The sequence below is a fragment of the Amycolatopsis nalaikhensis genome (assembly GCF_030264295.1).
GTDB classification, from domain to species: Bacteria; Actinomycetota; Actinomycetes; order Mycobacteriales; family Pseudonocardiaceae; genus Amycolatopsis; species Amycolatopsis nalaikhensis.
Map to the genome: position 1 here is coordinate 7,242,858 of NZ_CP127173.1, position 25,180 is coordinate 7,268,037.

Below are 25,180 nucleotides of genomic sequence, written 5' to 3' on the forward strand. Positions count from 1 at the left end.
ACTTGGGGAGGCATGATGCCTGACGCGCCCGCCTTGCCGAGCTATGCCTCGGGGATTTCCGAGGTTCCGCTGCTCGGGGACACGATCGGCGACAACTTCGACCGCACGGTCGCCGCCTTCCCGGAACGGGACGCGCTCGTCGAGCACATCACGGGCCGCCGGTGGACGTATCGGGAGCTGGCGGCGGAGGTGAACGCGCTGGCGTTGGGGTTGGTGGCGCGGGGGATCGGCAAGGGTGACCGGGTGGGGATCTGGTCGCCGAACCGGGCGGAGTGGACGTTCCTGCAGTACGCGACGGCGAAGATCGGCGCGATCCTGGTGAACATCAACCCGGCGTATCGGTCGCATGAGCTGGAGTATGTGCTGAATCAGGCGGGGATCCGGTTGCTGGTGGCTTCGGATGCGTTCAAGACCTCCGACTATCCCGCGATGGTCGAGGAAGTCCGCGACAAGTGCGCCGCGCTGGAGCACGTCGTGATTCTGGGCGGGGAGGAGTGGCAGTCGTTGATGGACGCCGGGTGGCAGGGCGACCCGGCCCGGCTGGCACATCTGCAGGCCGGGTTGTCGGCCGATGACCCGATCAACATCCAATACACCTCCGGGACCACAGGCTTCCCCAAGGGCGCCACCCTCTCGCACCACAACATCCTGAACAACGGCTACTTCGTTGGGGAACTCTGCAACTACACCGAGTACGACAAGGTGTGCATCCCGGTGCCGTTTTATCACTGTTTCGGGATGGTGATGGGGAATCTGGCGTGCACGAGTCACGGGTCGTGCATGGTGATCCCGGCTCCGGCGTTCGACCCGCGGGCGACGTTGGAGGCGGTGTCGGCGGAGCAGTGCACGTCGTTGTATGGGGTGCCGACGATGTTCATCGCGGAGCTGAACCACCCGGACTTCGCCAGCTTTGAGTTGTCGTCGTTGCGGACGGGGATCATGGCGGGGTCGCCGTGTCCGGTGGAGGTGATGAAGCAGGTCATCGACCGGATGGGGATGGCCGAGGTGTCCATCTGTTACGGGATGACGGAGACGTCGCCGGTGTCGACGCAGACGCGGGCGGATGATTCGATCGAGCGGCGGGTGTCGACGGTGGGGCGGGTCGGGCCGCATCTGGAGGTCAAGGTCGTCGATCCGGAGACGGGGTTGACGGTGCCGCGTGGGGAGCCGGGGGAGCTGTGCACGCGGGGGTATTCGGTGATGCTGGGGTATTGGGAGCAGCCGGACAAGACGGCGGAGGCGATCGACGCCGCCCGCTGGATGCACACCGGGGATCTGGCCGTCATGGACGGCGACGGGTACCTCAACATCACGGGGCGGATCAAGGACATGGTGATCCGGGGTGGGGAGAATCTGTATCCGCGGGAGATCGAGGAGTTCCTCTACACCCACCCGGACATTCTGGACGCGCAGGTGATCGGGGTGCCGGATGAGAAGTACGGCGAGGAGCTGATGGCCTGGGTCCGGATGCGTGAGGGTGCGGCGCCGTTGACGGCGGAGGCGCTGCGGGAGTTCTGCGAGGGCAAGCTGGCCCGCTACAAGATCCCCCGCTACGTGCACGTGGTCGAGGAGTTCCCGATGACCGTGACCGGGAAGGTCCGCAAGGTCGAGATGCGGGAGAAGTCCATCAGCCTCCTCGGCCTGGAGAAGGCCGCCGCCGCGAAACACGCCTAAGGTCTGTACCGAAGTCGGCGTCGCGGGCCGTCGCCGGTCTCCCCCGGGAAGTCTTGAATGAGTCATTCAGGACCTCCGAAGACCTGAATGACCCATTCAAGACACCAGGCCCCCACTCGGCGGCACCGACCGACTTCGATACAGCCCTAAACCGGTCCTGGGAGTCGGGCGTTACACCTTCGCAAGTGATGTCTCGCGAAGGGAGACGAGCAGTGACCCGAAGCTGGGAGTGGTCCCGCGGCAACGACTGGGGTCGCGGGAACGAGTGGCGCCGGACCTGGGACTGGTGACGCCATGCGCAACTGGGACTGGTGTGCCGTGGCCCGCAGCTGGGACTGGTGAACCGATGATCCGACACTGGGATTGGTGACGCCGTGCAGCGTCAATGGGAGTGGTGACCACGATGGCGCGAGCCTGGGAGTGGTGAAGCGATGAACCGCATTTGGGACTGGTGACGCCGTGTCACGAGCTTGGGACTGGTGATGATGAACCGATTTTGGGACTGGTGATCACATGAACCGCTACTGGGACTGGTGAGTCATGATCCGCAACAACGACTGGTGACCCGCAAGCCGTGAAGGCCCTCTGGGGGACTTCAAGGTCCTCAGGGGTCTTCACGGCCCGTGTCAGGGGGGTCAACTCACCTGATCGGGTGATGCGAGGCGGCCGTTCGGCCCAGGGGTTCCTTATCGCCACTGAGTGCCATTAGCCTGCTGCGAGGTCGCGACGGCGCGACGGCCGCTTCCGACCGGTGACCGCGAGGAGGCGACCGACCGTGCACGAATGCCCGACCCAGGGACCCTCGTCGCTGCGCGCCGAGATCGAGCTGTCCTGGCGCCGGGCGCGCCTGGGCGGCGTCGCGCCGCACAACGCCCTCGAGCGCGCCGCCTTCGCCGACGTCGACCCGGCCAGCCGGCTGGTCGTGGCCGCCCGGCCGGTCCTCGACGAGATGGCCGAGCAGCTGCGCGGCACCCGGTTCTGCACGATCCTCGGCGACAGCTCGGCCACCATCGTCGACCGCCGATGCGACTCGGCCACCGTGGAATACGCGCTCGACCGCATCGGCGCGGTCACCGGCCGTCACTTCGCCGAGGACTCCGCGGGCACCAACGGGCTCGGCACGCCGGTGGAGGTCGGCCGCGGCATGGTCGTCCACGGGGGCGAGCACTACGTCGAGGCCCTGAAGCCGTTCAGCTGCTACGGCCACCCGATCTTCAACCCGGTGACCCGCCGCATCGCCGGCGTCCTCGACATCACCGGCATCACCAAGGACGCCAACCCGTTGCTGGCGCCGTTCCTCGTCCGCGCGGTCCGCGACATCGAACGCCGGCTGCTCGAAGGCGCCCGGCAGTCCGAACGCCGGCTGCTCAACGCCTTCCAGACCGCCATGCGCGAGCGCTCGGGCCCGGTGGTGGTGTTCGGTGGCGACGTCGTCCTGATGAACCAGGCCGCGACCGACCTGCTCGACGCGGCCGACCACGGCGTCCTGCGCGCCCTCGCCCTCGACGGCCCGGACCGCGACGCCTGGACCCGGTCGCTCACCCTCGGCTCGGGCGCGGACGTGCGGGTGCTGGCCGAGCGGATCCCCGGCGCCGGCGACGGCACCCTGCTGCGGCTGGCGCCCCTCGCCGCGGCGCCCGGGCCGTCGGCGGGCGAGTTCGACCCGCTGCGGCAGCTGGCCGCCCTCCGCGGCGCCGGCGGCGCGGTCCTCGTCGGCGGCGAACCCGGTTCGGGACGGACCCGGGCCGCGCAGGCGGTCGTCGGCGGGCGCGGCAGCCGCGTGCTCGACGCGACCGACCTGCCGGTGCTCGGTGAGCACGCGTGGGCGCGGCGGCTGGCCGACCACGCCGAGCGCGACGACGTGCTCGTCGTCGAAGAGGTCCACCTGCTGCCCGACGTCCTGCGCGCGCGGCTCGTCCGCACCCTGACCGCGCGCGGCGACCGCCCGACCGTCCTAACGGGACCGGCGGACGCGCGCTCGACGCCGGAAACGGCGGGGCTCGCTTCGACCTGCCGGGCCGCCGTGGAACTCCCGCCGTTGCGCGCCCGGGCCGTCGAACTTCCTTCGCTGGTCAAGGAAATGGTGGAAAAGATCCGCCCGGGTTCACGCGTGCGGTTCACCTCCAGCGCGGTCGCCGCGCTCGCCGCCCAGCCGTGGCCGGGCAACCTCCGCGAGCTGGAAACCGTGCTGCGGCAGGTGGTCGGGCACCGCACGACCGGCGACGTCGTGGTGTCCGACCTGCCGCCGCAGTACCGGGCCGTCCCGAAGACGGCGAACCTGGGCGGACGCGAACGCGCCGAACGCGCCGCGATCGTCGAAGCGTTGCGGGACACGGACGGCAACAAGGTGCAGGCGGCGCGCCGGCTCGGCGTCAGCCGGACCACGCTCTACAGCCGGATGCGCGCGCTCGGCGTGCCCGGCTGAGCCGGAAACTGTCCAGAAACTGAGCAGGGGACCTCGCGCGATCGAGGTGACCATTCCTCACGTCACACCGACGTGAGGAGGCCCCACGATGACGGCAGTCGCCGAAACCCCGCTGCTGGCCCCGGTCCGCGAGTTCGTCTCCGGCACGAAGCAGCTGCTGATCGACGGGAAGTTCGTGCCCGCCGCGAGCGGCCGCACGTTCGCCACGCACGACCCGGCCACCGGCGCGCGCATCACCGACGTGGCGTGGGGCGAGGCGGCCGACGTCGACCGGGCGGTGACCGCGGCGCGGCGCGCGTTCGAAGCAGGCCCGTGGGCGACCATGCGCCCCAATGAACGCGAACGGCTGCTGTGGCGCGTCGGCGACCTGCTCACCGAGCGCGCGGAGCTGTTCGGGCAGCTGGAATCCCTCGACAACGGCAAGTCCGCGACCGTCGCGCAGGTCGTCGACACCGCCTGGGCCGCCGACGTCTTCCGCTACTACGCGGGCTGGGCGACGAAGATCGAGGGCAGCACGATCAACGTGTCGATGCCGTTCGCCCCGCCCGGCAGCGAGTTCCACGCCTACACCCTGCGCGAGCCGGTCGGCGTGTGCGCGCAGATCATCCCGTGGAACTTCCCGCTGCTGATGGCCGCGTGGAAGCTCGCGCCCGCCCTCGCCGCGGGCAACACCGTGATCCTCAAGCCCGCCGAGCAGACGCCGCTGACCGCGCTGCTGCTCGGGGAACTGTTCTGCGAGGCCGGTTTCCCGCCCGGCGTGGTCAACATCGTCACCGGCTTCGGCGACGCGGGCGCGGCGCTCGCCGCCCACGACGGCGTCGACAAGGTCGCGTTCACCGGCTCCACCGAGGTCGGCAAGAAGATCGTCGACGCGGCCAAGGGCAACCTGAAGAAGGTTTCGCTGGAGCTGGGCGGCAAGAGCCCGAACGTGGTGTTCGCCGACGCCGACTTCGAGACCGCGGTGCCGGGCTCGCTCAACGCCTGGCTGTTCAACCACGGCCAGTGCTGCGTCGCGGGCACGCGGCTGTACGTCGAGGACCGCATCTTCGACGACTTCACGCAAGCGGTCGCCGACGCGGCGAGCCAGGTGAAGATCGGGCCCGGCCTCGACCCGGCCACCCAGCTCGGCCCGCTGGTCTCGCAGGAGCAGTTCGACCGCGTCACCGGCTACCTCGCCCAGGGGCTCGCCGACGGCGCCCGCGCGCTGACCGGCGGCAAGCGCTGGGGCGACGAGGGCTACTTCGTCGAGCCGACCGTGCTCGTCGACGTCCAGCCGCAGTTCAGCGTGGTGCGCGAGGAGATCTTCGGCCCGGTCGTCGCGGCCCTGCCGTTCACCGCCGAGGAAGGCTTTTCCGCCGCGGCCAACGACAGCGTCTACGGACTGGCCGCCGGGATCTGGACCCGCGACATCTCGAAGGCGCACCGCGCGGCCAAGCAGCTCAAGGCGGGCTCGGTCTGGATCAACCAATACAACGGCTTCGACACCGCGCTGCCCTTCGGCGGCTACAAGCAGTCCGGCTGGGGTCGCGAGCTCGGCGCCGCCGCCCTCGACCTCTACACCCAGACCAAGGCCGTCAACGTCGCCCTCTGAACGAAGGAAACCGCATGAAGACCAAAGCAGCCGTCCTGCTGGAAGCGGGCAAGCCGTTCGAGATCATGGAGCTGGACCTCGACGGCCCCGGCCCCGGCGAGGTGCTGATCAAGTACACCGCCGCCGGCCTCTGCCACTCGGACCTGCACCTGACCGACGGCGACCTGCCGCCGCGGTTCCCGATCGTCGGCGGGCACGAGGGGTCCGGGATCATCGAGGAGGTCGGCCCCGGCGTCACGAAGGTCAAGCCCGGTGACCACGTCGTGTGCAGCTTCATCCCGAACTGCGGGGTGTGCCGCTACTGCGCGACGGGCCGCCAGAACCTGTGCGACATGGGCGCGACCATCCTCGAGGGCCACCTGCCCGACGGTTCGTTCCGCTTCCACGGCGGCGGGCAGGACTTCGGCGCGATGTGCATGCTCGGCACGTTCTCCGAGCGCGCCACGATTTCGCAGCACTCGGTGGTCAAAGTGGACGACTGGCTGCCGCTGGAGACGGCGGTGCTGGTCGGCTGCGGCGTCCCCAGCGGCTGGGGGAGTGCGACGTACGCGGGCGATGTCCGCGTCGGCGACATCACCGTGGTGTACGGCATCGGCGGCCTCGGCATCAACGCGGTCCAGGGCGCGGTGCACTCGGGCGCGAAGTACGTCGTGGTGGTGGATCCCCCGGGGTTCAAGCGGGAAACGGCGGTGAAGTTCGGCGCGACGCACGCGTTCGCCGAGGCGGCCGAGGCGGCGGAGAAGGTGACCGAGCTGTCCTGGGGCCAGGGCGCGGACCAGGCGATCATCACGGTCGGCACGGTCGACGCGGCGGTCGTCTCGGCGGCGTTCGACATCGTCGGCAAGGGCGGCACGGTGGTCGTCACCGGGCTGGCGAACCCGGAGAAGCTGACGGTGCAGGTGTCGGGCGCGATGCTGACCCTGATGGAGAAGACGATCCGCGGCACGCTGTTCGGCTCGTCGAACCCGCAGTACGACATCGTCCGCCTGCTGCGGCTCTACGACGCGGGCCAGCTCAAGCTCGACGAGCTGGTGACGAACCGGTACCGCCTGGAGGACGTGAACCAGGGGTACGAGGACCTGCGGGAGGGCAAGAACATCCGCGGCGTCATCGTCCACGACGGCTGAGAGGTCGGGCCGTGCGGTGGGGTCACCGCGCGGCCCGGCCGCGTCACGTGTCCAGCAGCTCCGGGGCGAAGACCTCCTCGATCGACCACCGCCGCGTCGACAATCCCTGCTCGTGGTGGTAGCGCAGGTAGGTGTCGAGCGTGGTGCGGTTGGCCGAAACGCCGTAGGGCCACCAGTCTTCGGGGAACTCTCCGGCGTTGCGCTCCACCAGCGCGTTGGTCCACGGGACCATCGTCTGGACTTGGTAGAGCCGCCGGTGGCGGCGGTACCGCTCGGCGGCCGCGTCCTTGGCCGCGCCGAACAGGTCGTACAGCTCGCGGGCGAGGCCGGGGCGGTCGCGCAGCAGCCGCCGCCGGACGACGATCGTGTGCATGATCGGGAAGATCCCCGTGCGGCGGTGCCAGTCGCGTTCCACGGTCTCGTAGTCCGGGAACAGGCGGGCGACGTTCGGGGACCCGTCGAGGACGCACCGCGGGACGTTCGCGGAGAAGAGCGCGTCGATCTCGCCCGTGTCGAGCAGGTCGCCGAGCGTCTTGCCGTCGGGCACTTCGGACACTTCGACGTCGGCCGGGTGCGGGTGCGGCGTGAAGCCGAAGGGCGCCGCGGGGTGGTCGAGGCCGCCGATCAGCCAGCGGTTGCGGGAGGGCTCGAAGCCGTATTCGTCGCTCAGGATGCCCTTGGCCCACACGCCGGAGTCCTGGCCGTAGGTGCCGAACTCGCCGATCGTGCGGCCGACCAGGTCAGCGGGCCCGGTGATCCCGGAGCGCGTGTTGACGAAGACGCACGAGTGCCGGAACACCCGGTTGGGGAAGATCGGCAGCGCGACGAAAGGCAGGCCGGCCTCCAGGAGCCGCAGGTGGAAGGTCAGGCCCAGCTCGCCGACGTCGAAAGCGTCGCCGCGCACCAGCCGGTCGAAGATCTCGGGCAGGGTGGCTGCGGTTTCGACCGTGGCGGGCCCGGTTCCGTCGAAGAGCGCCTGCGTCGTGTCGTAGCGGTAGCACCCGATCCGCAGGGGCATGTGATCACTCCTTCCGCCTCCGATGGTTCGCCGCCGGGGCGGGGGAAGTCCAAGTCCCGCCGGGCCGACTCGATACCGTGCGGGTATCGTGCTGGCGGTGGAGCTGCGCACGCTGCGGTACTTCGTCGCGGTGGCCGAGGAGGGGCACGTCGGCCGGGCGGCCCGTCGCCTGCACATGACCCAGCCGCCGCTCAGCCGGGCGATCCGCGGCCTGGAGGACGACCTCGGCGCGACGCTGTTCGAGCGCACCCCGAAGGGTGTCGTCCTCACTTCGGCGGGCACGATCCTCTACGAAGACGCGCGGGCGTTGCTCGGGCAGGCCGATCGCCTCCGCGACCGGGTCACCGCGGTCGCGCGCCTGCGGGTCGGGACGCTGGCGGACGCGGCCGAGCACGTCGGCGGCCGCCTGGTCCCGCTGTTCCGGGAACGCCACCCGCACGTGACCGTCAGCGTCCACGAGGCCGATCTCGGCGACCCGACAGCCGGGTTGCGAGCCGGGCTCGTCGACGTCGCGTTGACCAGGACTCCCTTCGACAGCACGGGATTCGCCACGCGGGTGCTGCGCTCGGTGCCGGTCGGCGTGGTGCTGCGCGACGACGACCCGCTCGCGGACCACGCGTCGGTGTCGGCGGCGGAGCTGGCCGGCCGCCGCTGGGTCCGGCTGCCGGACGGCACCGACCCGGTGTGGGCGGACTACTGGACCGGCGGCCCGCCCGACGACACGGCACCGGTCCGGCGGACGGTCCAGGAGTGCCTCCAGGCCGTCGCGTGGAACGGGATCTCGGCGCTCGCCCCGGTGGACCAGCCCCTGCCGCCCGGCCTGGTCGTGGTCCCGCTGACCGGCCGCCCCCGAGCGACATCGTGGTGGCGTGGCCGCGGCGGCGCCGCGGCCGGCTGGTCCGCGGCTTCGTCGAGGTGGCCGCGGCCGCGACGGTCAGCTAGCGGCCAGGGACGCCCGCACCGCGCGTTCGACCAGGATCGGCACGAAGGCGTGCACGCGGGCACCGGCGAACCGGGCGCGCTCGTGGTCGACGAGGGTGTGGAGGCGGCCCCGGACCTGGTCATCAGCGCGGGCAAGGACCTGGTCGACGCGCTGGCCCTGGTGACGGCCAGCCACCTGGACCGGCAGTTCCTGGTGCTCGGCGCCGAGCTGGCCGAGCCGACGGCGAACGTGACGGCGGCGAACTGGCCGGGCGCGTCGTTCCGCGGCGAGGGACTGGGCACGTCGACGGGCTTCGACCCGGCGTCGTTCACCCCGTCCCGCGCGGCGGCGGCCGTCCGGGCCGGGGTGGCGAGTGTCCTCAGTGGAGTGACCGGCGTGGTGCTCCGGCTCGGCTAGCCGGCGCCCCGGTCGCCGGGGCAAGGTCAGGGTGGTCACCCCACCGACGGCCTGCCCGGCGCACAGGACCCGGCGGCCGGGCTGCTACCGGCCGACCTTCCTCGCCAGGGCCAACGCTCGCCGACGGGACGATGAAGGTGCTGCCGTGACGCACTGACGGCTGCCCTCGGGGGCCGGTTCCGGTCCGGTGGCCGGAACCGGCCCCCCGCGCGGGTTCGCGCTCCGGCATGGTCGGGGGCTCGGAGTGTCGAACGTGGGGAGCGTCGATGAGCTGGAAGAAGTGGGCCGCGGTGGTGGCCGGTGCGGTGGCCGCGCTCGGGGTGGCGACCCCGGCGGCGAGCGCGGCGGACTACGGGCCGTACCCGATCACGAACAACTACAGCGGCCGGTGCCTCGAGCCGCAGGGCACCGCCAACGGCGCACCGGTCGTGCTGTGGGACTGCTGGGAGGTGACCAACCGCTGGTACCTCCGCTACGTGTCGTACGACAGCAGGTACCAGGTGGTCGACTCGGTGAGCGGCCGCTGCCTCGACGCGCGCTGGCAGGAGATCGGCGGCAACGGCACGCCGATCCAGTTGTGGGACTGCCTGGGCGGCGGCCAGACGAACCAGGTGTGGTGGGTGTTCCAGGACGGTTACCGCAACTACACGATCCAGAACGTGTACAACTCGCGCGTGCTGGACGCGCAGTGGCAGCAGCTCGGGCACAACGGCACGCCGGTTCAGCTGTGGGACGACCTCGGTGCCGGGCAGGCGAACCAGCGGTGGGGCGTGCTCTGATCACCCGGTGAGGGCCGTGCCGAGCACGCGGGCGGTGCTCGCCAGGCCGGGCACCAGGGCGAGCGGGTTCCGGCCGGGCGGTGCGGCCGCGGCCAGGGCGGCCACGACCGCACCGCCCGGCCCACGCACGGGCACGGCCACCCCGTCGGCGGCCGCGGCGTAGCCCCGCAGGCCAGGGCCAGCGGCTGCACCGTCCGGCCCCGCGGTGGTGCAGCCCCGCCCGGGCGCGGCCAGAACCCGAGCGGCGACAGCGTCCGGCGACAGCGCCGTCCCGGGCCGGGCGTCGACCCCTTCGGCTGCCACGACCACGACCCGATCGCCCCGGCGGACCGCCAGCAGGGTGCCCGCGCGGATCCGCGCCGACAGCACCGGCAGCCACTCCCGGGCCGCCGCCCGCAGCTCCGGCTCCCAGTTCCGGCCGAGCCGGAACAGCCGCGTCCCGATCCGGTACCCGCCGGACACCCGCTCCACGGCGCCGACCTCGATCAGCTGGTCGAGCAGCCGGTGCGTGGTCGTCTTCGGCAGGTCGCCCGCGCGGGCCAGCTCCGCGAATCCCGCTCGGCCGCCCAGCTCGTCGAGGGTCTCCAGCAGCGCGAACGCGCCCTCCAGCACCCCTCGCCCCGCCATGACCGCAGTACACGGCAGCACGCGCGGCGGCGGAACGGCCTTTCGGGCACCCTCCGGTCACGCCGAGCGGACCCCGCCCTCCGGCAGCACCGACAACGTCAACCACGACCGCCCGTCGACGTGGACTCGGTTCGTCGCCACCACCTTGCGCCGGTCGCCCACCTCGCGGGCGCCCGTGTTGGTGTTCACGTCGAAGCGCGGGAAATTGCTGGAACTCACGTCGAGCCGGATGCGGTGCCCCGCCCGGAACAGGTTGGCCGTGTCGGGGGCCTCGACCGTGATCTCGTACACCTCGCCCGGCACCAGCGGCTCCGGCTCGGCGAACGAGTTCCGGTAGCGGCAGCGCAGGATCCCGTCGGTCAGGTTCATCGCGAAGCCCTGCGGGTAGTCCGCGCTCGGCGGGTGGACGTCGACCAGCTTGACCGTGAAGTCCGTGTCCGCGGCCGTCGACGAGACCGCCAGCCGGACCGTCACCGGCCCCGCCACCGCCACGTCGTGGGCCAGCGGTGGGGTCTGGAACACCAGCACGTCGGGGCGGCTCTCCAGCGGCAGGAACGGCGGTGTCGCCCCGAAGAACCGCTCGTCCGGGCACTGGTGGAACGCGCCGCCGCTCATCACCGGCTCGCCCGACGTCACCTGGCCGCCCAGCGTGGGGACCGGGTCGGCCGGGTCGAAGTCGTACTCCAGGACCCCGCTCTCCGGTGGGGTTCGCGAAAGACCACCGTCGGCGCAGAGGTGGAACACCCGGTCCGAAGCGTTCTCCGGGGGCCACGCCGTCGCCGTGCACCAGCGGCCGCCGTGGTCGAGGCGTCCCTCGGGGGTCCGGTGGCCGGATCCGCCGCCCATCAGGAAGTAGCGCACCGGCGGCGGGGCGTCGCCGGAGCCGGCCAGGTGGGCGTCGAACCAGCGCAGCCGCATCGTCACGTAGTCGTCGTCGAGGTTGCCCTCCAGCGGGGCTTCGGGACCGAAGTCGACGTCGCCCGCGTGCCGGGCGCTGCGGGCGCCGTGCGTCCACGGCCCGAGCACCAGGTAGGCCGGACTGTGCTTCTTGCGGCCGAGCTCGCGGAAGTTCTCCGTCGCGGTGCGGATGTACGGGTCGTACCAGCTGGCGATGTGCAGGCTGGGCACGTCCGGGAACTGGTCGTAGTAGCCGCGCGCGAAGATGCCCGGCTGGCGCCAGTAGTCGTCGAAGACGCCGTGCTCCCACTGCTGCAGCAGGTAGTCCTCGTAGTCGGGGACGAACCGCAGCGGCGTGGCCCCGCGCCGCCACGGCATCCGGGTGAACCAGGCGCCGAGGTCCTCGGAGTCCAAAGTGGCCCGCAGCACCGGGTCGGCGAGCACCTCCGCGCTGGTGCGGGCCCGGTGGAACGCCCACGTCACCTGCTTCAGCTCGAACGCGCCGCCCATCCGGGTCCCGGCTTCGTAGGCGCTGGCGAAGCCGCCGGAGTCGAGGAACATCGCGGCCAGGTGCGGCGCGCCCAGCGACGCCAGCGCGGCCTGGGCGTGCGCCGAATACGAGACGCCCATCGTCGCGACGCGGCCGTCGCACCACTTCTGGGCGGCGAGCCACTCGACCGTGTCGTAACCGTCTTCGGCTTCGTTGAGGTACTTGGTGAACGTGCCGCCCGAGTCGCCGCGGCCGCGGCAGTCCTGGCGCACCACCAGGTACCCGCCCGCGACGAACCGCTCGGCGGCCACCTCGGGCGCCGGCGGGTTGTCCGGCCCGAGTGCGCCGTCCGAAGGCCGCGCCAACCGGCGGCCATAGGGCGTGCGCTCCAGCAGCACCGGCCCGGCGGGCGGATCGGGCTGCGCGGCGTAGAGGTCGGCGACCAGCACCGTGCCGTCCCGGGCGGGCACGTCCAGCACGAGCCGCCAGCAGACGCGGCCGCCGGGCAGCGCCAGCCGTTCCCAGTTCCCCATCAGAGCCCGCCCGCGAACTGCGCACCCAGCGCGGGCCAGGCGGCGACGAGCTGGGGGAGCGGGGCGGTGGTGAAGTACTTGCGGTACAGCCGGGCGTAGGTGCCGTCCGCGACCATCGCGCCGAGCTGCTGGTCGAGCGCGGTCAGCAGCGCGCCGTGGTCCTTCGGCACGGCCATCGACGTCGGGTGCTCCACCGGCGCGGAGGCGGCGCGCCGCAGCGCGGGGTACTGCTTGAGGAAGTGCTCGGCGTCGGGACCGCCGACGACGAACGCGTCGAGGCTGCCGTTGAGCAGCTGGCTCACCGCCGCGTTGGCGTTGGGGAAGCCGATCGGGACGGCACCCGGCATCTTCGCCGGCACGAAGGGTTCCTGCGTCGACCCGGTCACCGCGCCGACCTTCTTCCCGCCGAAGTCGGTGAGCTTCGACGCGGGGTTCTTGGCAGCCGTGAGCACCGCGGTGGTGCTCCAGAACAGCGGCTTGGTGAAGGAAACGCTCTTCTGGCGCTCGTCGGTGACGCCCAGCCCGGCGGCGGCCAGGTCGTACTGGTGGCTGGTGAGCCCGGCCAGCGACGACGTCACCGACGTCGCCTTGTAGTCGACCTTCAGCCCGAGCCGCTTGGCGGCCTCGTCGGTGAGGTCGACGACGAACCCGACCGGCTTGCCCGACGGGTCGCCGTAGGCGAACGGGGGCTGGCTGGTCTGGGTCGCGGCGCGGATCGTGCCGGGCTCGATCAGGCCGTAGGGGTTGTCGGCGGCCGGGTCGCCGCCGCACCCGGCGAGCAGCAGCCCGCACACGGCCACGGTCAGGAGCTTGCGCATGGTCTGTCCTTTCCGGACGGTTCAGGAGGGTTCAGAGGACGCGGGCGAGGAAGTCGCGCAGTCGCGGGGTTTCCGGGTCGTCGAGGGTCGCGCGGGCCGGGCCCGACTCGGCGATGCGGCCCTCGTCCATGAACACCACGCGGTCGGCCACCTCGCGGGCGAAGCCGATCTCGTGGGTCACGACGAGCATGGTCATGCCGGACGCGGCCAGCGCGCGCATGACGTCGAGGACGTCCTTCACCAGCTCGGGGTCGAGCGCGGAGGTCGCCTCGTCGAAGAGCATCACCTCGGGCTCCATCGCGAGCGCGCGGGCGATCGCGACGCGCTGCTGCTGGCCGCCGGAGAGCCGGCCGGGCCGCTGCCGCGCCAGGTGCGCGAGGCCGAGGCGCTCCAGCTGGGTCATCGCCGCGGCCTCGGCGGCCTCCTTGCCGAGGCGGCGCACGTGGCGCAGCGCGGCGGTGACGTTGTTCAGCACGCTCAGGTGCGGGAACAGGTTGAAGTGCTGGAACACCATGCCGACGCGGGCGCGGACGGCGTCGACGTCCACCCCGGGGCCGGTGACGGCCGTGCCGCCGATCCGGATCTCGCCCGCCGTCGGCGGTTCGAGCAGGTTGAGGCACTTGAGCAGGGTCGACTTGCCGGAGCCGGACCGGCCGATCACGCAGACGGTTTCGCCGGCGGCCACGTCGAGGTCGACGTCGCGGAGCACTTCGATCGGCCCGTACCGCTTGTGCAGGCCGCGCACGGTCACCGTGGACATCAGACCACCGCCTTCGCCGGGACGGACGCGACCGGGGCCGGCGCCGAGGTGAAGCGGCGGCCCTCGCGCATCCGGCGGTCGAGCCGGTTCACCGCGTACGTGAGCGGGATGGTCAGCAGCAGGTAGCACAGCCCCGCGGCGACGAGCGCGGACGAGTTGTACGTCGCCGCCTGCCGTTCCTGGGCGATGAAGTACAGCTCCCGCTGGCCGAAGCCGAGTCCGAGCAGGTACACCAGGGCGCTCTCCTTGACGTCGATGATGAACTGGCCGGCCAGCGCGGGCAGGACGTTGCGGACGCCCTGCGGGACGACGACCACGCGCATGGCCGTGAGGTAGGGCATGCCGAGGCTGCGCGCGGCGTGCAGCTGCCCGGCCGGGACGGCCTGGATGCCGGAGCGGAAGATCTCGGCCGAGTAGGCCGCGGAGATCAGTGCGATGGCGAGCACGGCGTACCCGAGCGGTTCGCGGCCGAACGGCCGCAGACCCGCCGCGGGCAGGCCGACGCCGACCAGGCTGACGGTGACGATGGCGGGCAGCCCGCGGAAGACGTCGACGTAGATCCGCGCGGGCAGCCGGACCAGCCGTCGCCGCGACAGCAGGAGCACGGCCAGCAGGACGCCGGCGACGACGCCGAAGACGATCGCCAGCGCGGCGATCAGCAGGGTGTTGCGCAGCCCTTCGGTGAGCAGCGCGGGCAAGACGTCGAGGATCTCGCCGAGGTCGAAGAAGGTGCGGAGGAAGTCGTGCATGACCTCGCCTCTCGGGTCACGGTGGCGGCCGGGTTCCCGGAAGGCTAGGTCCGTTTCGCCGGAGTGCCGCCGATGTTTACCGCGACCGCGGTAAGCATCGCCCGTAAGCTGGGCGCATGTCCGTGGTGCTGACCGTCCAAGGAGCCCGCACGGCCGACCTCGTCGCCGGGGTGTCGCCGCTGGCGGAGCTGCTCGCGTGCCTGCACTCGATCGCCGAGCCGGAACACCACTTCGAGGTCCGGCCGTGGCTCACCCGGGTCCGCGCGGACACGTCGGCGGCGCTGCACGGCCGCCTGAACACCTACGCGCCGCTGTGGGCGCGCCGCCGGTGCCGGCTGCTGCTGCCGTTCGAGCTGCCGCTGGGGCAGACGCTCGAGGAGGAGCTGCGCCGGATCGAGGCGCTGCCCCTGGCCCTGTTCGCCGAGACGGCGGCCGAGGCGATCCACGGCGGCCTGGTCGAGATCGGCGACCTGATGGGCGACCCGGCCGCCCGGGACGCGTACGTCGGCGCGTGCGAGCGGCGGTCGTTCGGCCGCGGTGAGCTGGCTCGCCACCTCGTCGGCGACCCCGCGGCGTTCCGCGCCGACCTGCTGGACGTCCTGCGCGCCTGCGACGAGGAGTTCTTCGCCGACGAGTGGGCGCGCGTCGCGCACCGGCTGGAGCGCGAATGCGTCGCCGTGCGGGCGAGGCTCGGCGCGCTGTCGGTGGCCGAGGCGCTGGCGTCACTGAGCCCGAACGCGGCGGTGCGGCACGAACCGCCGTCGGTGGTGTTCGACAAGCTGCAGTCGCTGCACGCCGACCTGCGCGGCCGCCGCTGCCTGCTGGTGCCGTCGGTGCACGCGCGGCCGCACCTGATCGTGAAGGTGGACAGCGCGTTCCCGGTGGTGGTGCACTTCCCGGTCGAGGGCGAGGGCGCCCGCGACACGCTGGCCCAGGTGCGCCTCCGCCTGGCGATCCTCGCCGACCCGGCCCGGCTGTCGCTGTGCCGCCACCTGGTGAACGAGCCGATCACGACGTCCGACCTGGCCGCCCGGACCGGGATGACGGTGCCGCAGGTGTCCCGTCACCTCGGCCGCCTGCGCGAGGCGGGCCTGCTGGTCTCCCACCGCGACGGCCGGATGATCCAGCACCGCCTCAACCTCCAGCGGCTCATGCAACTCGGGGTGGACGTGCTGACCACGATCATGCGCTGACCGCGCTCAGGTGTAGGTCCAGTGGCCGAGCCAGGATTCCCGCCACGCCACGGTCAGCTCGCTCACACCGTCCACACCGGACTGATCGACGTGCGCTTTCCACGCCTCTTCCAGTGACGCGCACAGCTTCGACGCGGGCAGCTCGACGCCGCCCGAGGCGAACCGGCGCAGGACCGACTTGGGCAGGGCCAGCTTCGCCTTGCCCCGCAGCACCGACTGCTCGGTGGCCCGGCAGATGAGGTACTCGACGGTCGCCGACTCCGACGTCACCTGGGCCAGCGCGCGGTACAGGCTGTCCAGCGGGGCGGCGAGCCCGCGGTGCTGGCGCGCGATCTCCCACGACACCCACACGGCCATGCAGTCGGGCATCTGGAACGGGCGGTAGGCGAACGCGGGCCCGGCGAAGGTCTGGTAGTCACCGGTCGGGTCCTGCGCGGCGGGGCCGGGGCCGTCCGGGTCGGGTGGCAGGCCGAGGCGCTTGAACAGCTCGCGCAGCAGCTTGTGCGGCCGGGCCGGGGTCGACGCCTCGCCGAGCAGCTTGCCGAGGATGCGGTTCAGCCGGTCGGCGGCCACGCCGTGGATCGCCAGCTGGAGGTGGACGAACGCGACGTCCGACAACGTCGTCCCCGCGCAGCCGACCACGCCCACCTGCGGATACCGTTGCAGGAACGACACGATCGCGTGCGTCGAGCCGATCCGTGCCGGACCCACGAACGTCACCGGGAGGACCGTGGAGATCCGCTGGCGGGACCGGAGATCGCCCTTGTACAGCGGGGAGAACTCGCCGTCGGCGTGGGAGACCTCGAACCAGTTGCCCTGCCGGTGGCCGGGGCGCGTGTCGGCGAGCCAGAAGCTGTAGCCGTGCTTCTCGCACAGCTCGCGGAACCGGTCGGCCAGCTCGAACCGCGCGGCCGCGGAGACGTCCCGCAACGCGATCGCGAACCGGACGGCCAGCGACGCGCACGGCGACGCGATCTCCTTGCGGGTGCGCAGATCGTGGTTGCGGGTCTTCACCAGCAGCGGCAGCTGCGCCGGGCACTGCAGGGAAAGCAGCGGCGCGTCGATGAGCGCGGACGCCGCGTCGGAGATCTCGCGCACCAGGTCGCGCACCGCCAGGCCGTGCCACTCGCACACCTCGCGCGCGCCCGGGTCGATCGCGATCAGGCCCTCGAACGTCTGCGCGGACTCGTAGATGAACGTCGGGTTCGGCGAGGTCGTCTGGTGGAACACCCAGGCGTCTTCGTGCTGCTGCGGACGTTCCGCCGGCTGCCTGCCGTCGTCGTGGTCCACCACTTCGGTGCCGTCCGGCGGTTTGCGGGTGCGGGTGCCGATCACCACGCCGGCGCCGTTGGTGGCCGAGCACAGCGTCTCCAGGAACACCGCGCCGTCGGCGTCCGCGGTCACGAGCTCGCGCAGGTAGCCGTGGCGGGCCAGCGCGTGGTGCACCTCGAAGTCCACTTTGGTCACCGGCTGCCGGGCGATCTCGAAGCCCGCCCTGGCCAGGTCGGCCACGTTCCGCACGGAAACCCGCTGGCTGCGCACGTTCACCAGCCTCCTGAGGAGTCGAACCGGACGTCGGCTTCGAGCGGGCGGCGGCGGTCCCAGGCGCCGGTGCCCGCCCACCGCGGTGCCCCGATGCGGGACAACGGGATCGCCGACTCGCGCCAGGACGCCTGGCCGAACAGCACGAGCGCGGCGAGCACCGGCAGCGCGACGGCGACCGTGAGCGCGACCTGCACCACCTCGCCGCGGCTCTGCGTCGCGACGGTCGCGGCGAACGCGGCGATGGCCGCGATGCTCAGCTGCACCAGCGCCTGCGGCAGGGTGCCGAGGTAGCCGAGCACGGTCCGGCGCGGCGGCAGGGACAGCCTGCTGTAGAGGAAACCGGGCAGCAGCAGCAACATCGTGATGACGGACTGGCCGTCGCCGACGTGGCCGAGCGCCTCGGTCGCGGCCCGGCCGTACGGCCACGGGCTGCCCACGATCAGCCAGCCGAGCACGAACGAAACCGTCGCGACGGCCAGCGCGTAGAATGTCACGTTGAGCGGGCCGGACTTCGTGGAGTCCTTGAGCACGAGTGTCGCGCGCACCCGGATGTGGTCACCGCGCGGGTCTCGCCCGCCCGAGCGGCGCCAGTACGCCCGGGCCTCGTTGTCCGCGATGCCGTTGACAAGCACCAAGTCCTGCCCGAATTCTCGTTCGGTCAGCTCCCGGGCGGCCTCGCGGAGGTTCGCCGCGGTGAACTCCGGGTGGCGCCGCAGCGAGTTGTCGAGCTCGCCGGAGCCGATCCGGACGGCCTCGCCCATGGTGGCCGCGGCGGCGAGCCGGTGGCAGGCGGGCAGGCTGCGCGGCGACAGCTCGACGCCGGACTGGCCCGCCTCCCACTTGCGGCGGCGCACGAGGTCCGCCAGCCGCCGCAGCACGGTCTGCGCCTGCAGCTCCAGGATCTTGTGCCGGGCGCCGTCGGTTTCCTGCAGCGGCGCGGCGTCCTGGCGTTCGGCGAGCGAGCCGAGGTCTTCGGCCAGGGCTTCCACCTGGTGCTGGTCGGCGTCGGTGGTCAGGTACATCCGCGAGATCTCGGCTTCCGGCGCGGTCCGGGCCACCAGGTGGTAGGACTTCAGCGTCGCCGGGATCATCGTCTCGTAGCTCACGACGTAGCCGCGGCGGCTGGCGGCCAGCCGCCGCCACTGCTCTTTCGCCACGGGTTGGCGCGCATCGACGTGCAGCGGGGTCTCGTAGCTGAGCCGGTGTTCCTCGACGGAGTCGTCCAGCGCGACCACCAGCATGTAGTCGCGGACGGCGACGTTGAGCAGGTACGCGTATTCGACGAGCAGGTCCGAACAACCGGAGAGGATGTCCAGCGCCAGTTCCCGGCACTGCCTGCCGTATCCGGGGACCGTGCCGTCGGCCGGGGCCAGCGCGAAGTCCTCCTCCGGGTGGTTCCGCTCGGTGAGCAGGGTCAGCAGCGCCTGCTGGATGAGCCAGCGCGGTTCGTGCACCTGGAAGAGGAAGGTGTTCAGCTCGTGCTTGGCGGTCTGCGCGTTCTCGTCACTGGCGAGGATCCCCCGCAGCAGCCGGTAGAGCCCGGCGGCGACCAGCCGCGACGCCTCGTGCTGGGTGAGCCGCGGCAGTTTCTGGCCGGAGCTGTCGAAGACGTCGACGGGGGAGACGTCGCGGCGCGGCAGCCGGGCCAGCGGGACCCACAGGGACCGTTGCCGCGCCGGCCGGGACGCGGCCCGCTCGCCGTGTTCCTGGCCGATGAGGTCCTGCAGCTGCGCGGTGGCGTGGCGCTGGCCTTCGTCGAGGAGCTTGAGGCTGACGTCGACTTCGGTGCTGCGCCGCGCGGTGCCGTGTTCGACGACGGTGAGGCGTTCGGTCAGCCGTCGCACGTGGTTGAGCCGCAGCGAGGTGTCCAGGAGCGCCAGCCCGACGGCGGCGCCCTGCCGGGACAGGCGGGGCGGGGCGCCGGGAATGGGGATGGTCGCGATGGCGTGCCGGAGACTGTCGATGCCGTCCACACCAGTGAGAGTAGGAGGTCCCGCCCGCCGATACGAGAAAACGGGAAATTGTCCTCCGGGTGGATGTCGATTCCGGGCGCGGCGGTTCGTAGCCGGGGTGACAGCACTCATTCCCGAGGAGGACACACCATGACCGCCACGTACACGTTCGACGTCTTCATGACCCTCGACGGCTTCGGCTCCCACCACGGCGACTGGGGCGGCTACTGGGGCAAGCAGGGCCCCGAGCTGCTCGAACACCGGCTGGGTGTCTACGCCGAGGACCAGCGGATGGTCTTCGGCGCGACCACGCACCGGCTGAACGAGCGGCTGCTGGCCGCCGGGACGGGGCAGGTCCTGGACCCGTGGGTCACGCGCATGAAGGAGCTGCCCGCGACGATCGTGTCGAGCACGCTGCGCGAACCCCTCGACTGGCCGGACGCGACGGTGGTGAGCGGCGACGCGGCCGAAGTCGTCGCGCGGCTCAAGGAGGAGTCCGCGGTTCCGTTGCGCTCGCACGGCAGCCTGTCGCTCAACCGCGCGCTGCTGGCGGCGGGGTTGGTCGACCGCGTGCAGGTGACGGTCTTCCCGGTGCTGTGCGGCCGGACGGGGGAGGGGCCGATCTTCGCCGGGGTGGCGGACTTCGACCTCGAGCTGCTGGAGAGCCGGACCTTCGACGGTCACATCCAGGAACTCACCTACCGGCCCCACCCGCACGGCTGATCCACACCGCCGGACCGGCGCTCTGGACAGAAAGGCTTCGACGTGTTGGGGTTGAACCCGGTTGGTTTCTGCCCCGACGACGTCGAGGAGCGCGGCCCTGAGCCTGTGGGAGTACCTCCGCGAGAACTGGGTCGACGTCGTCAACGACGCGATCCTCCACGTGGATCTCACGTGCGCGGCGGTCGCGCTCGCCGTCCTGATCGGGATGACGCTCGGGCTGCTCACCTACCGGCGCCGGTGGCTCGGCTCGGTCGCGACCACGACGACCGCGGCGTTCCTGACCATCCCGTCGATCGCGTTGCTGGGCATCCTCATCGGCCCGTTCGGGCTCGGCCTGACCAACGTCCTGTTCGCGCTGGTGCTCTACGCCCTGCTGCCGATCACGCGCAACACCATCGTCGGGCTGCGCGGGGTCGACCCGGCCGTCGTGGACGCGGCGCGGGGGATGGGGCTCGGGCGCGCGCGGGTCCTGTGGCGCGTCCGGCTGCCGCTCGCGTGGCCGGTGATCCTGTCCGGCATCCGGGTCTCGACGCAGATCACCATCGGCATCGCGGCCATCGGCGCGTACGTCAAGGGGCCCGGGCTGGGCAACGAGATCTTCGACGGGCTCGGGCGGTTCGGCTCGGTCAACTCGCTCAACCAGGTGCTGACCGGGACGTTCGGGATCATGCTGCTGGCCCTGCTGTTCGACCTCGCCTTCGTGGTCGTCGGCAAGGTGACGACGTGGCGGCGCCCGCGGTCGCGGCTCGCCGCCGTGCCGGGGGAGCCGACCGGCACCGGCGGCGAGACGATCGAGCTGCACGAGGTCAGCAAGCACTACCCCGGCCAGGCGGCCCCGGCCGTCGATCGCCTCTCCCTGCGGATCCCCGCCGGCGAGATCGTCGTCCTCACCGGGCCGTCCGGCTGCGGCAAGACGACCACCATGCGGATGATCAACCGGCTCGTCGAGCCCACCTCGGGCGTCGTCACGCTCGGTGGCACCGACGTGGCCGAGCTCGACCTCGACGAACACCGGCGCCACACGGGCTACGTCATCCAGCAGGTCGGGCTCTTCCCGCACTTGCGCGTGGCCGCGAACATCGGAGTCGTGCCGCGGGTGCTCGGCTGGTCCCGGCAGCGCGTCGCCGGACGCGTGCGCGAGCTGCTCGACGTCGTCGGCCTGACCCGCGAGCACGGCGACCGGTACCCGCGCGAGCTGTCCGGCGGCCAGCAGCAGCGCGTCGGCGTCGCACGGGCGATGGCCGCCGACCCGCCGGTGCTGCTGATGGACGAGCCCTTCGGCTCCACCGACCCGATCACGCGGGCCCGCCTGCAGGACGAATTCCTGCGCCTGCAACAAAAAGTGCGCAAGACGATCGTGTTCGTCACGCACGACTTCGACGAGGCGCTGAAGCTGGGCGACCGGATCGCCGTGCTGCGGCCGCGTTCCGTGCTCGCGCAGTACGACACGCCGCAGGCGATCCTCGCCGCCCCGGCCGACGACTACGTCGCCGCCTTCATCGGCTCGAAGCGCAACCTCAAGCGGCTCGGGCTGATCCCGGTGACGGACGTCGACCTCGGACCGGCGGCCGACGGGCTGCCGTCGGTTCCCCGCGAAGCCAGCCTGCGGGACGCGCTGGACACGATGGTGCGCACCGGAAGCACGGCGGTCGCGGTGACCGGCGACGGACGCGCGCTGGGCGTCTGCGACGTCCCGCGTCTGGTCGCCGCGCTCCGCACCGACGACCTCGCGCCCGCGCCCGTTGCTTCGGACGGACCGCGGCCGACGACGTCGACCCCGCAGCGCCCGCGACGGCGCTGGCCCGGCCTGCTGGTCCGCCCGGTGCTGCTCGCCCTCGCCCTGCTGGCGCTCTTCCTGCTCGTGCGGGCGCAGCCGCTCGACTCGATCGAACAGCGCTACCTCAACGCCGACGAGATCTTCGCCGAACTCGCCGCGCACCTGCGGCTGACGCTGATCTCGACGGCGTGCACCATCGCCATCGCGCTCCCACTCGGCATCACGCTCACCCGCCCCGGCGCGCGGTGGGCCCGGCCGATCGGGCTGGGGCTGGGCAACCTCGGCCAGGCGATCCCGTCGATCGGGCTCGTCGTGCTGCTCGCCCTCTGGACCGGCACGGGCACCGCGACGGCGGTGACGGCGCTGGTCGTCTACGCGACCTTGCCGGTGCTGCGCAACACGATCGTCGGGCTCGACGGCGTCGACCCGACGCTCGTCGACGCCGCGCGGGGGATGGGCATGACCGGGACGGCGATCCTGTGGCGGATCGAGCTGCCGCTGGCGGTCCCGGTGATCCTGGCCGGAATCCGGACGGCGCTGGTGCTCACCGTCGCGAGCGCGACGCTGGCGACGTTCATCGACGGCGGTGGGCTGGGCGGCGGGCTCGTCGCCGGGATCGGGCTGTACCGCCCGGTCCTGAGCCTGACCTTCGGCATCGTCGTCGCCGCACTGGCGCTCTTCGCCGACTGGCTGGGGCTGCTCGCCGAGGAAGTCCTGCACCCGCGGGGACTGTGAAACCGAGGAGGACAAACTCATGCGACGCACGACAGCCGCCGTTCTCGCGATGGTCGCGGCACTGGCCGCCGGGTGCACGATCGGCAAAGACGACGCGGGCACGCAGGTGGGCGAGGGGTCCATCAAGAAGATCGACGCGCTGAGCGGCGCGCAGATCCGGGTCAGCTCCAAGGAGTTCGACGAGCAGCTGCTGCTCGGGCAGATCGCGCTCGTCGCGTTGCAGGCGGCCGGGGCGAGCCCGCAGGACAAGACCAACATCACCGGCTCGAGCAACGTCCGGCAGGCCCTCACCAGCGGCGCGGTCGACCTGTACTGGGAGTACACCGGCACCGCGTGGATCAGCTACCTCAAGCAGACCAAGCCGATCGCGGACCCGCAGGCGCAGTACGACGCGGTGAAGCAGGCCGATGCGGCCAACGGCGTCACGTGGTGGGCTCGTTCGCCCGCCAACGACACCTACGCGATCGCGGTCAACCCGGCGACGCAGGCACGGACGGGCGTCAAGACGCTGTCGGACTACGCGGCGCTGGCGAAACGCGACCCGGCCGCGGCCTCGACGTGCATCGGCCCGGAGTTCAAGAGCCGCGACGACGGGTTCCCGGGGCTGGAGAAGGCCTACGGGTTCGACCTGCCCGCGCCGCAGGAGCACCTGCTCAACGACGCGGTCATCTACCCGACGGTCGGCAAGGGCGACACGTGCGGCTTCGGCGAGGTCGCCGCCACCGACGGGCGCGTGGCCGGGCAGCACCTGGTGGTGCTCGAGGACGACCAGCACTTCTTCCCGACGTACAACCCGGCCATCACGATCGCGAGCGGGGTGGCGCGGAAGTACCCGCAGCTGGAGCAGGTGTTCGCGCCGATCGCGGCGAAGCTCGACACCGCGACGCTCACGGACCTGAACAAGAAGGTGAGCGTGGACGGGCAGAAGCCCGCGACGGTCGCCCGCGACTGGCTCAAGGCGGCGGGCTTCACCAGCTGACCCGGTCGGCGAGAATGAACGCCCACCCCACTTCCCAGGCGAGGACAGTTCATGGCGAAGGTCGAGCCACCGTCGGGCACCCGCGACTTCCTCGGCGACGACGTACGTCGCCGCAGGGTCGCCTTCGAGCGGGTCAGCGCGGTGTTCGAGCACTACGGCTTCGACCCCCTGGAAACTCCCGCGTTCGAGCGGCTGGAAACCTTCGCGGGCAAACTCGGCGAGGAAGCCTCGTCGCTCATCTTCAAGATCATGAAGCGGGGAGCGAAGGAAGCCGGCGGCGAGGCGGACTTCGCGCTGCGCTACGACCACACCGTTCCGGCGGTCCGGGCCGTGGTCACCCACGGAAGCCGCCTGCCGTCGCCGTTCAAGCGGTACGTCATCGGCAACGTGTGGCGGGCCGACCGGGCCGCCCGCGGTCGCTTCCGTGAGTTCGTCCAGTGCGACATCGACACGTTCGGGTCGGCGTCTCCGCTGGCCGACGCCGAAATCGTCTGGGCGATCAACGACGGCTTGGTGGCGCTGGGCGTCGAGGAGTTCACGTTCCAGGTCAACTCGAGGCAGGCGCTCCACGGCCTGCTGGAAGCGTACCGCATCCCGGCCGAGCTGGGCACGAAAGTGCTCGGCTCACTGGACAAACTGGACAAGGTCGCCCCGGACGTCGTGGTCGCCGAGCTCGTGGACCGGGGACTGGCCACCGACGCGGCCGAGGGACTGGTGGCGGACGTGACCGCGCCGGACCCCGACCGGATCCGCGGGCAGCTCGACAGCACCGAGCGGGGGCGGCTCGGCCTGGCGGAGGTCGACCGGTTGCTCGCCCTGACCGAGGGGCTGCCCCCGGGCCGGGTCGCGTTCACCCCGCGCATGGTCCGGGGCCTCGACTACTACACGGGAGCGATCTTCGAGGTGACCGCCCCGGGGTTCCCCGGATCGATCGGCTCCGGTGGCCGGTACGACGAACTGGTCGCCAAGCTCGGCGGGCCGGACCTGCCCGCCTGCGGTGGCTCGATCGGGATGGAACGCATCCTCGCGATCCAGGAGGCCGAGCGGCCGGCGGAACGCGGACTGGACGTCGCCTTGACCGTTTTGGGCGCCGAGGACGAGGTCATGCGCCTGGCAAGCGGACTCCGCGCCCGCGGGCTCCGCACCGGCGTGTACCTCGGCAGTTCCGGCAAGCTGGGCAAGCAGCTGAAATGGGCCGACGACCAGCGCGCACGCCGGGTCCTGCTGTACGGGCCGGAAGAACAGCGGGCCGGGGTCGTCACGGTCCGGGACATGGAATCCGGCGAACAGACCCGAGTCCCGCTCGCCGAGGTTCCGCGCCTGTTCGACCCCACGAACGAATGACCGGACAAGACGCACCCGGGCCGGTCGCGCGTCATTGACTTCGGCTTCGGGCGCAAGGTAGCGTCTCCGCGTCAGCCGTATGAAACCTTTCAATTCGGAGGCGGC

At 71.8% G+C, this 25,180-nt stretch carries 19 protein-coding genes and 1 pseudogene; 11 read left to right on the forward strand and 9 right to left on the reverse strand.

Annotated features, from left to right (window positions below; all coding sequences use genetic code 11):
* Positions 1-15 precede the first annotated feature (15 nt).
* The 4 genes from QP939_RS35495 to QP939_RS35510 all read left to right on the forward strand — a co-directional run bounded on the left by QP939_RS35495 (position 16) and on the right by QP939_RS35510 (position 6,817).
* Positions 16-1,674: an AMP-binding protein gene (locus tag QP939_RS35495; RefSeq protein ID WP_285450714.1), complete on the forward strand. Its 1,659-nt coding sequence runs from the start codon at positions 16-18 to the stop codon at positions 1,672-1,674.
* Positions 1,675-2,449: 775 nt separating this feature from the next.
* The gene (locus QP939_RS35500; RefSeq protein WP_285450715.1) at positions 2,450-4,099 is read left to right on the forward strand and encodes a sigma-54-dependent Fis family transcriptional regulator; all 1,650 of its coding nucleotides are present in this window, start codon (positions 2,450-2,452) and stop codon (positions 4,097-4,099) included.
* A gap of 88 nt (positions 4,100-4,187) precedes the next feature.
* Complete coding sequence (locus QP939_RS35505; protein WP_285450716.1) at positions 4,188-5,690, forward strand: aldehyde dehydrogenase family protein; 1,503 nt, start codon at positions 4,188-4,190, stop codon at positions 5,688-5,690.
* A 14-nt stretch (positions 5,691-5,704) separates the two neighbouring features.
* Positions 5,705-6,817 (forward strand): NDMA-dependent alcohol dehydrogenase, encoded by a 1,113-nt coding sequence (locus tag QP939_RS35510; RefSeq protein WP_285450718.1) that lies wholly within the window; start codon positions 5,705-5,707, stop codon positions 6,815-6,817.
* A gap of 43 nt (positions 6,818-6,860) precedes the next feature.
* Here the strand turns inward: QP939_RS35510 and QP939_RS35515 are convergent, their stop codons facing one another.
* On the reverse strand, positions 6,861-7,835 hold the full coding sequence (locus QP939_RS35515) for a periplasmic binding family protein (protein ID WP_285450720.1): 975 nt from the start codon (positions 7,833-7,835) through the stop codon (positions 6,861-6,863).
* Between the two features lie 97 nt (positions 7,836-7,932).
* On the opposite strand from QP939_RS35515, the pseudogene QP939_RS35520 reads away from it, so the two are divergent.
* Positions 7,933-8,777: pseudogene (locus tag QP939_RS35520) on the forward strand (LysR family transcriptional regulator).
* On the opposite strand, the gene QP939_RS52270 reads toward QP939_RS35520, so the two are convergent.
* Entirely contained in the window at positions 8,770-9,213 is a 444-nt protein-coding gene (locus QP939_RS52270) for a three-helix bundle dimerization domain-containing protein (RefSeq protein ID WP_434219592.1), read from the reverse strand. The pseudogene QP939_RS35520 and the gene QP939_RS52270 sit on opposite strands and share 8 nt — an antisense overlap.
* A 227-nt stretch (positions 9,214-9,440) precedes the next feature.
* On the opposite strand from QP939_RS52270, the gene QP939_RS35530 reads away from it, so the two are divergent.
* The gene (locus QP939_RS35530) at positions 9,441-9,953 is read left to right on the forward strand and encodes an RICIN domain-containing protein (RefSeq protein ID WP_285450722.1); all 513 of its coding nucleotides are present in this window, start codon (positions 9,441-9,443) and stop codon (positions 9,951-9,953) included.
* Here QP939_RS35530 and QP939_RS35535 read toward each other — a convergent pair whose 3' ends face one another.
* Genes QP939_RS35535 through QP939_RS35555 form a run of 5 tightly spaced genes read right to left on the reverse strand, consistent with a single transcriptional unit; the run spans position 9,954 to position 14,827 of the window.
* On the reverse strand, positions 9,954-10,580 hold the full coding sequence (locus QP939_RS35535; RefSeq protein ID WP_285450723.1) for a helix-turn-helix domain-containing protein: 627 nt from the start codon (positions 10,578-10,580) through the stop codon (positions 9,954-9,956). It abuts the gene before it with no gap.
* 57 nt (positions 10,581-10,637) lie between these two features.
* Complete coding sequence (locus QP939_RS35540; RefSeq protein WP_285450725.1) at positions 10,638-12,500, reverse strand: CocE/NonD family hydrolase; 1,863 nt, start codon at positions 12,498-12,500, stop codon at positions 10,638-10,640.
* Positions 12,500-13,318 (reverse strand): ABC transporter substrate-binding protein, encoded by an 819-nt coding sequence (locus QP939_RS35545; protein ID WP_285450727.1) that lies wholly within the window; start codon positions 13,316-13,318, stop codon positions 12,500-12,502. The genes QP939_RS35540 and QP939_RS35545 overlap by 1 nt, the downstream gene beginning before the upstream one ends.
* A gap of 31 nt (positions 13,319-13,349) precedes the next feature.
* Positions 13,350-14,078 (reverse strand): amino acid ABC transporter ATP-binding protein, encoded by a 729-nt coding sequence (locus QP939_RS35550; protein WP_285450728.1) that lies wholly within the window; start codon positions 14,076-14,078, stop codon positions 13,350-13,352.
* Positions 14,078-14,827, reverse strand: coding sequence for an amino acid ABC transporter permease (locus QP939_RS35555; RefSeq protein WP_285450729.1), 750 nt, complete (start codon positions 14,825-14,827; stop codon positions 14,078-14,080). Before QP939_RS35555 ends, QP939_RS35550 begins: the two co-directional genes overlap by 1 nt.
* Before the next feature lie 116 nt (positions 14,828-14,943).
* Between QP939_RS35555 and QP939_RS35560 the strand changes: the two genes are divergently transcribed.
* A complete protein-coding gene (locus tag QP939_RS35560; protein ID WP_285450730.1) occupies positions 14,944-16,020 on the forward strand; it encodes an ArsR/SmtB family transcription factor in 1,077 nt (358 codons plus the stop codon).
* Between the two features lie 6 nt (positions 16,021-16,026).
* On the opposite strand, the gene QP939_RS35565 is transcribed toward QP939_RS35560, so the two are convergent.
* Together QP939_RS35565 and QP939_RS35570 are read right to left on the reverse strand one after the other, a co-directional pair.
* Positions 16,027-17,568: a hypothetical protein gene (locus QP939_RS35565; protein ID WP_285450731.1), complete on the reverse strand. Its 1,542-nt coding sequence runs from the start codon at positions 17,566-17,568 to the stop codon at positions 16,027-16,029.
* A complete protein-coding gene (locus QP939_RS35570; protein WP_285450733.1) occupies positions 17,565-19,538 on the reverse strand; it encodes a hypothetical protein in 1,974 nt (657 codons plus the stop codon). The genes QP939_RS35565 and QP939_RS35570 overlap by 4 nt, the downstream gene beginning before the upstream one ends.
* Before the next feature lie 129 nt (positions 19,539-19,667).
* On the opposite strand from QP939_RS35570, the gene QP939_RS35575 reads away from it, so the two are divergent.
* From QP939_RS35575 to hisS, 4 genes are all read left to right on the forward strand, one after another.
* A complete protein-coding gene (locus tag QP939_RS35575; protein WP_285450734.1) occupies positions 19,668-20,240 on the forward strand; it encodes a dihydrofolate reductase family protein in 573 nt (190 codons plus the stop codon).
* Between the two features lie 61 nt (positions 20,241-20,301).
* Positions 20,302-22,752 carry an ABC transporter permease subunit gene (locus tag QP939_RS52275; RefSeq protein WP_434219593.1) on the forward strand — a complete coding sequence of 817 codons (2,451 nt, stop codon included), beginning with the start codon at positions 20,302-20,304 and terminating at the stop codon, positions 22,750-22,752.
* A gap of 19 nt (positions 22,753-22,771) precedes the next feature.
* The gene (locus QP939_RS35595; RefSeq protein WP_285450735.1) at positions 22,772-23,731 is read left to right on the forward strand and encodes a glycine betaine ABC transporter substrate-binding protein; all 960 of its coding nucleotides are present in this window, start codon (positions 22,772-22,774) and stop codon (positions 23,729-23,731) included.
* Positions 23,732-23,782: 51 nt separating this feature from the next.
* On the forward strand, positions 23,783-25,075 hold the full coding sequence (hisS, locus tag QP939_RS35600) for a histidine--tRNA ligase (protein WP_285450736.1): 1,293 nt from the start codon (positions 23,783-23,785) through the stop codon (positions 25,073-25,075).
* Positions 25,076-25,180: the final 105 nt, after the last annotated feature.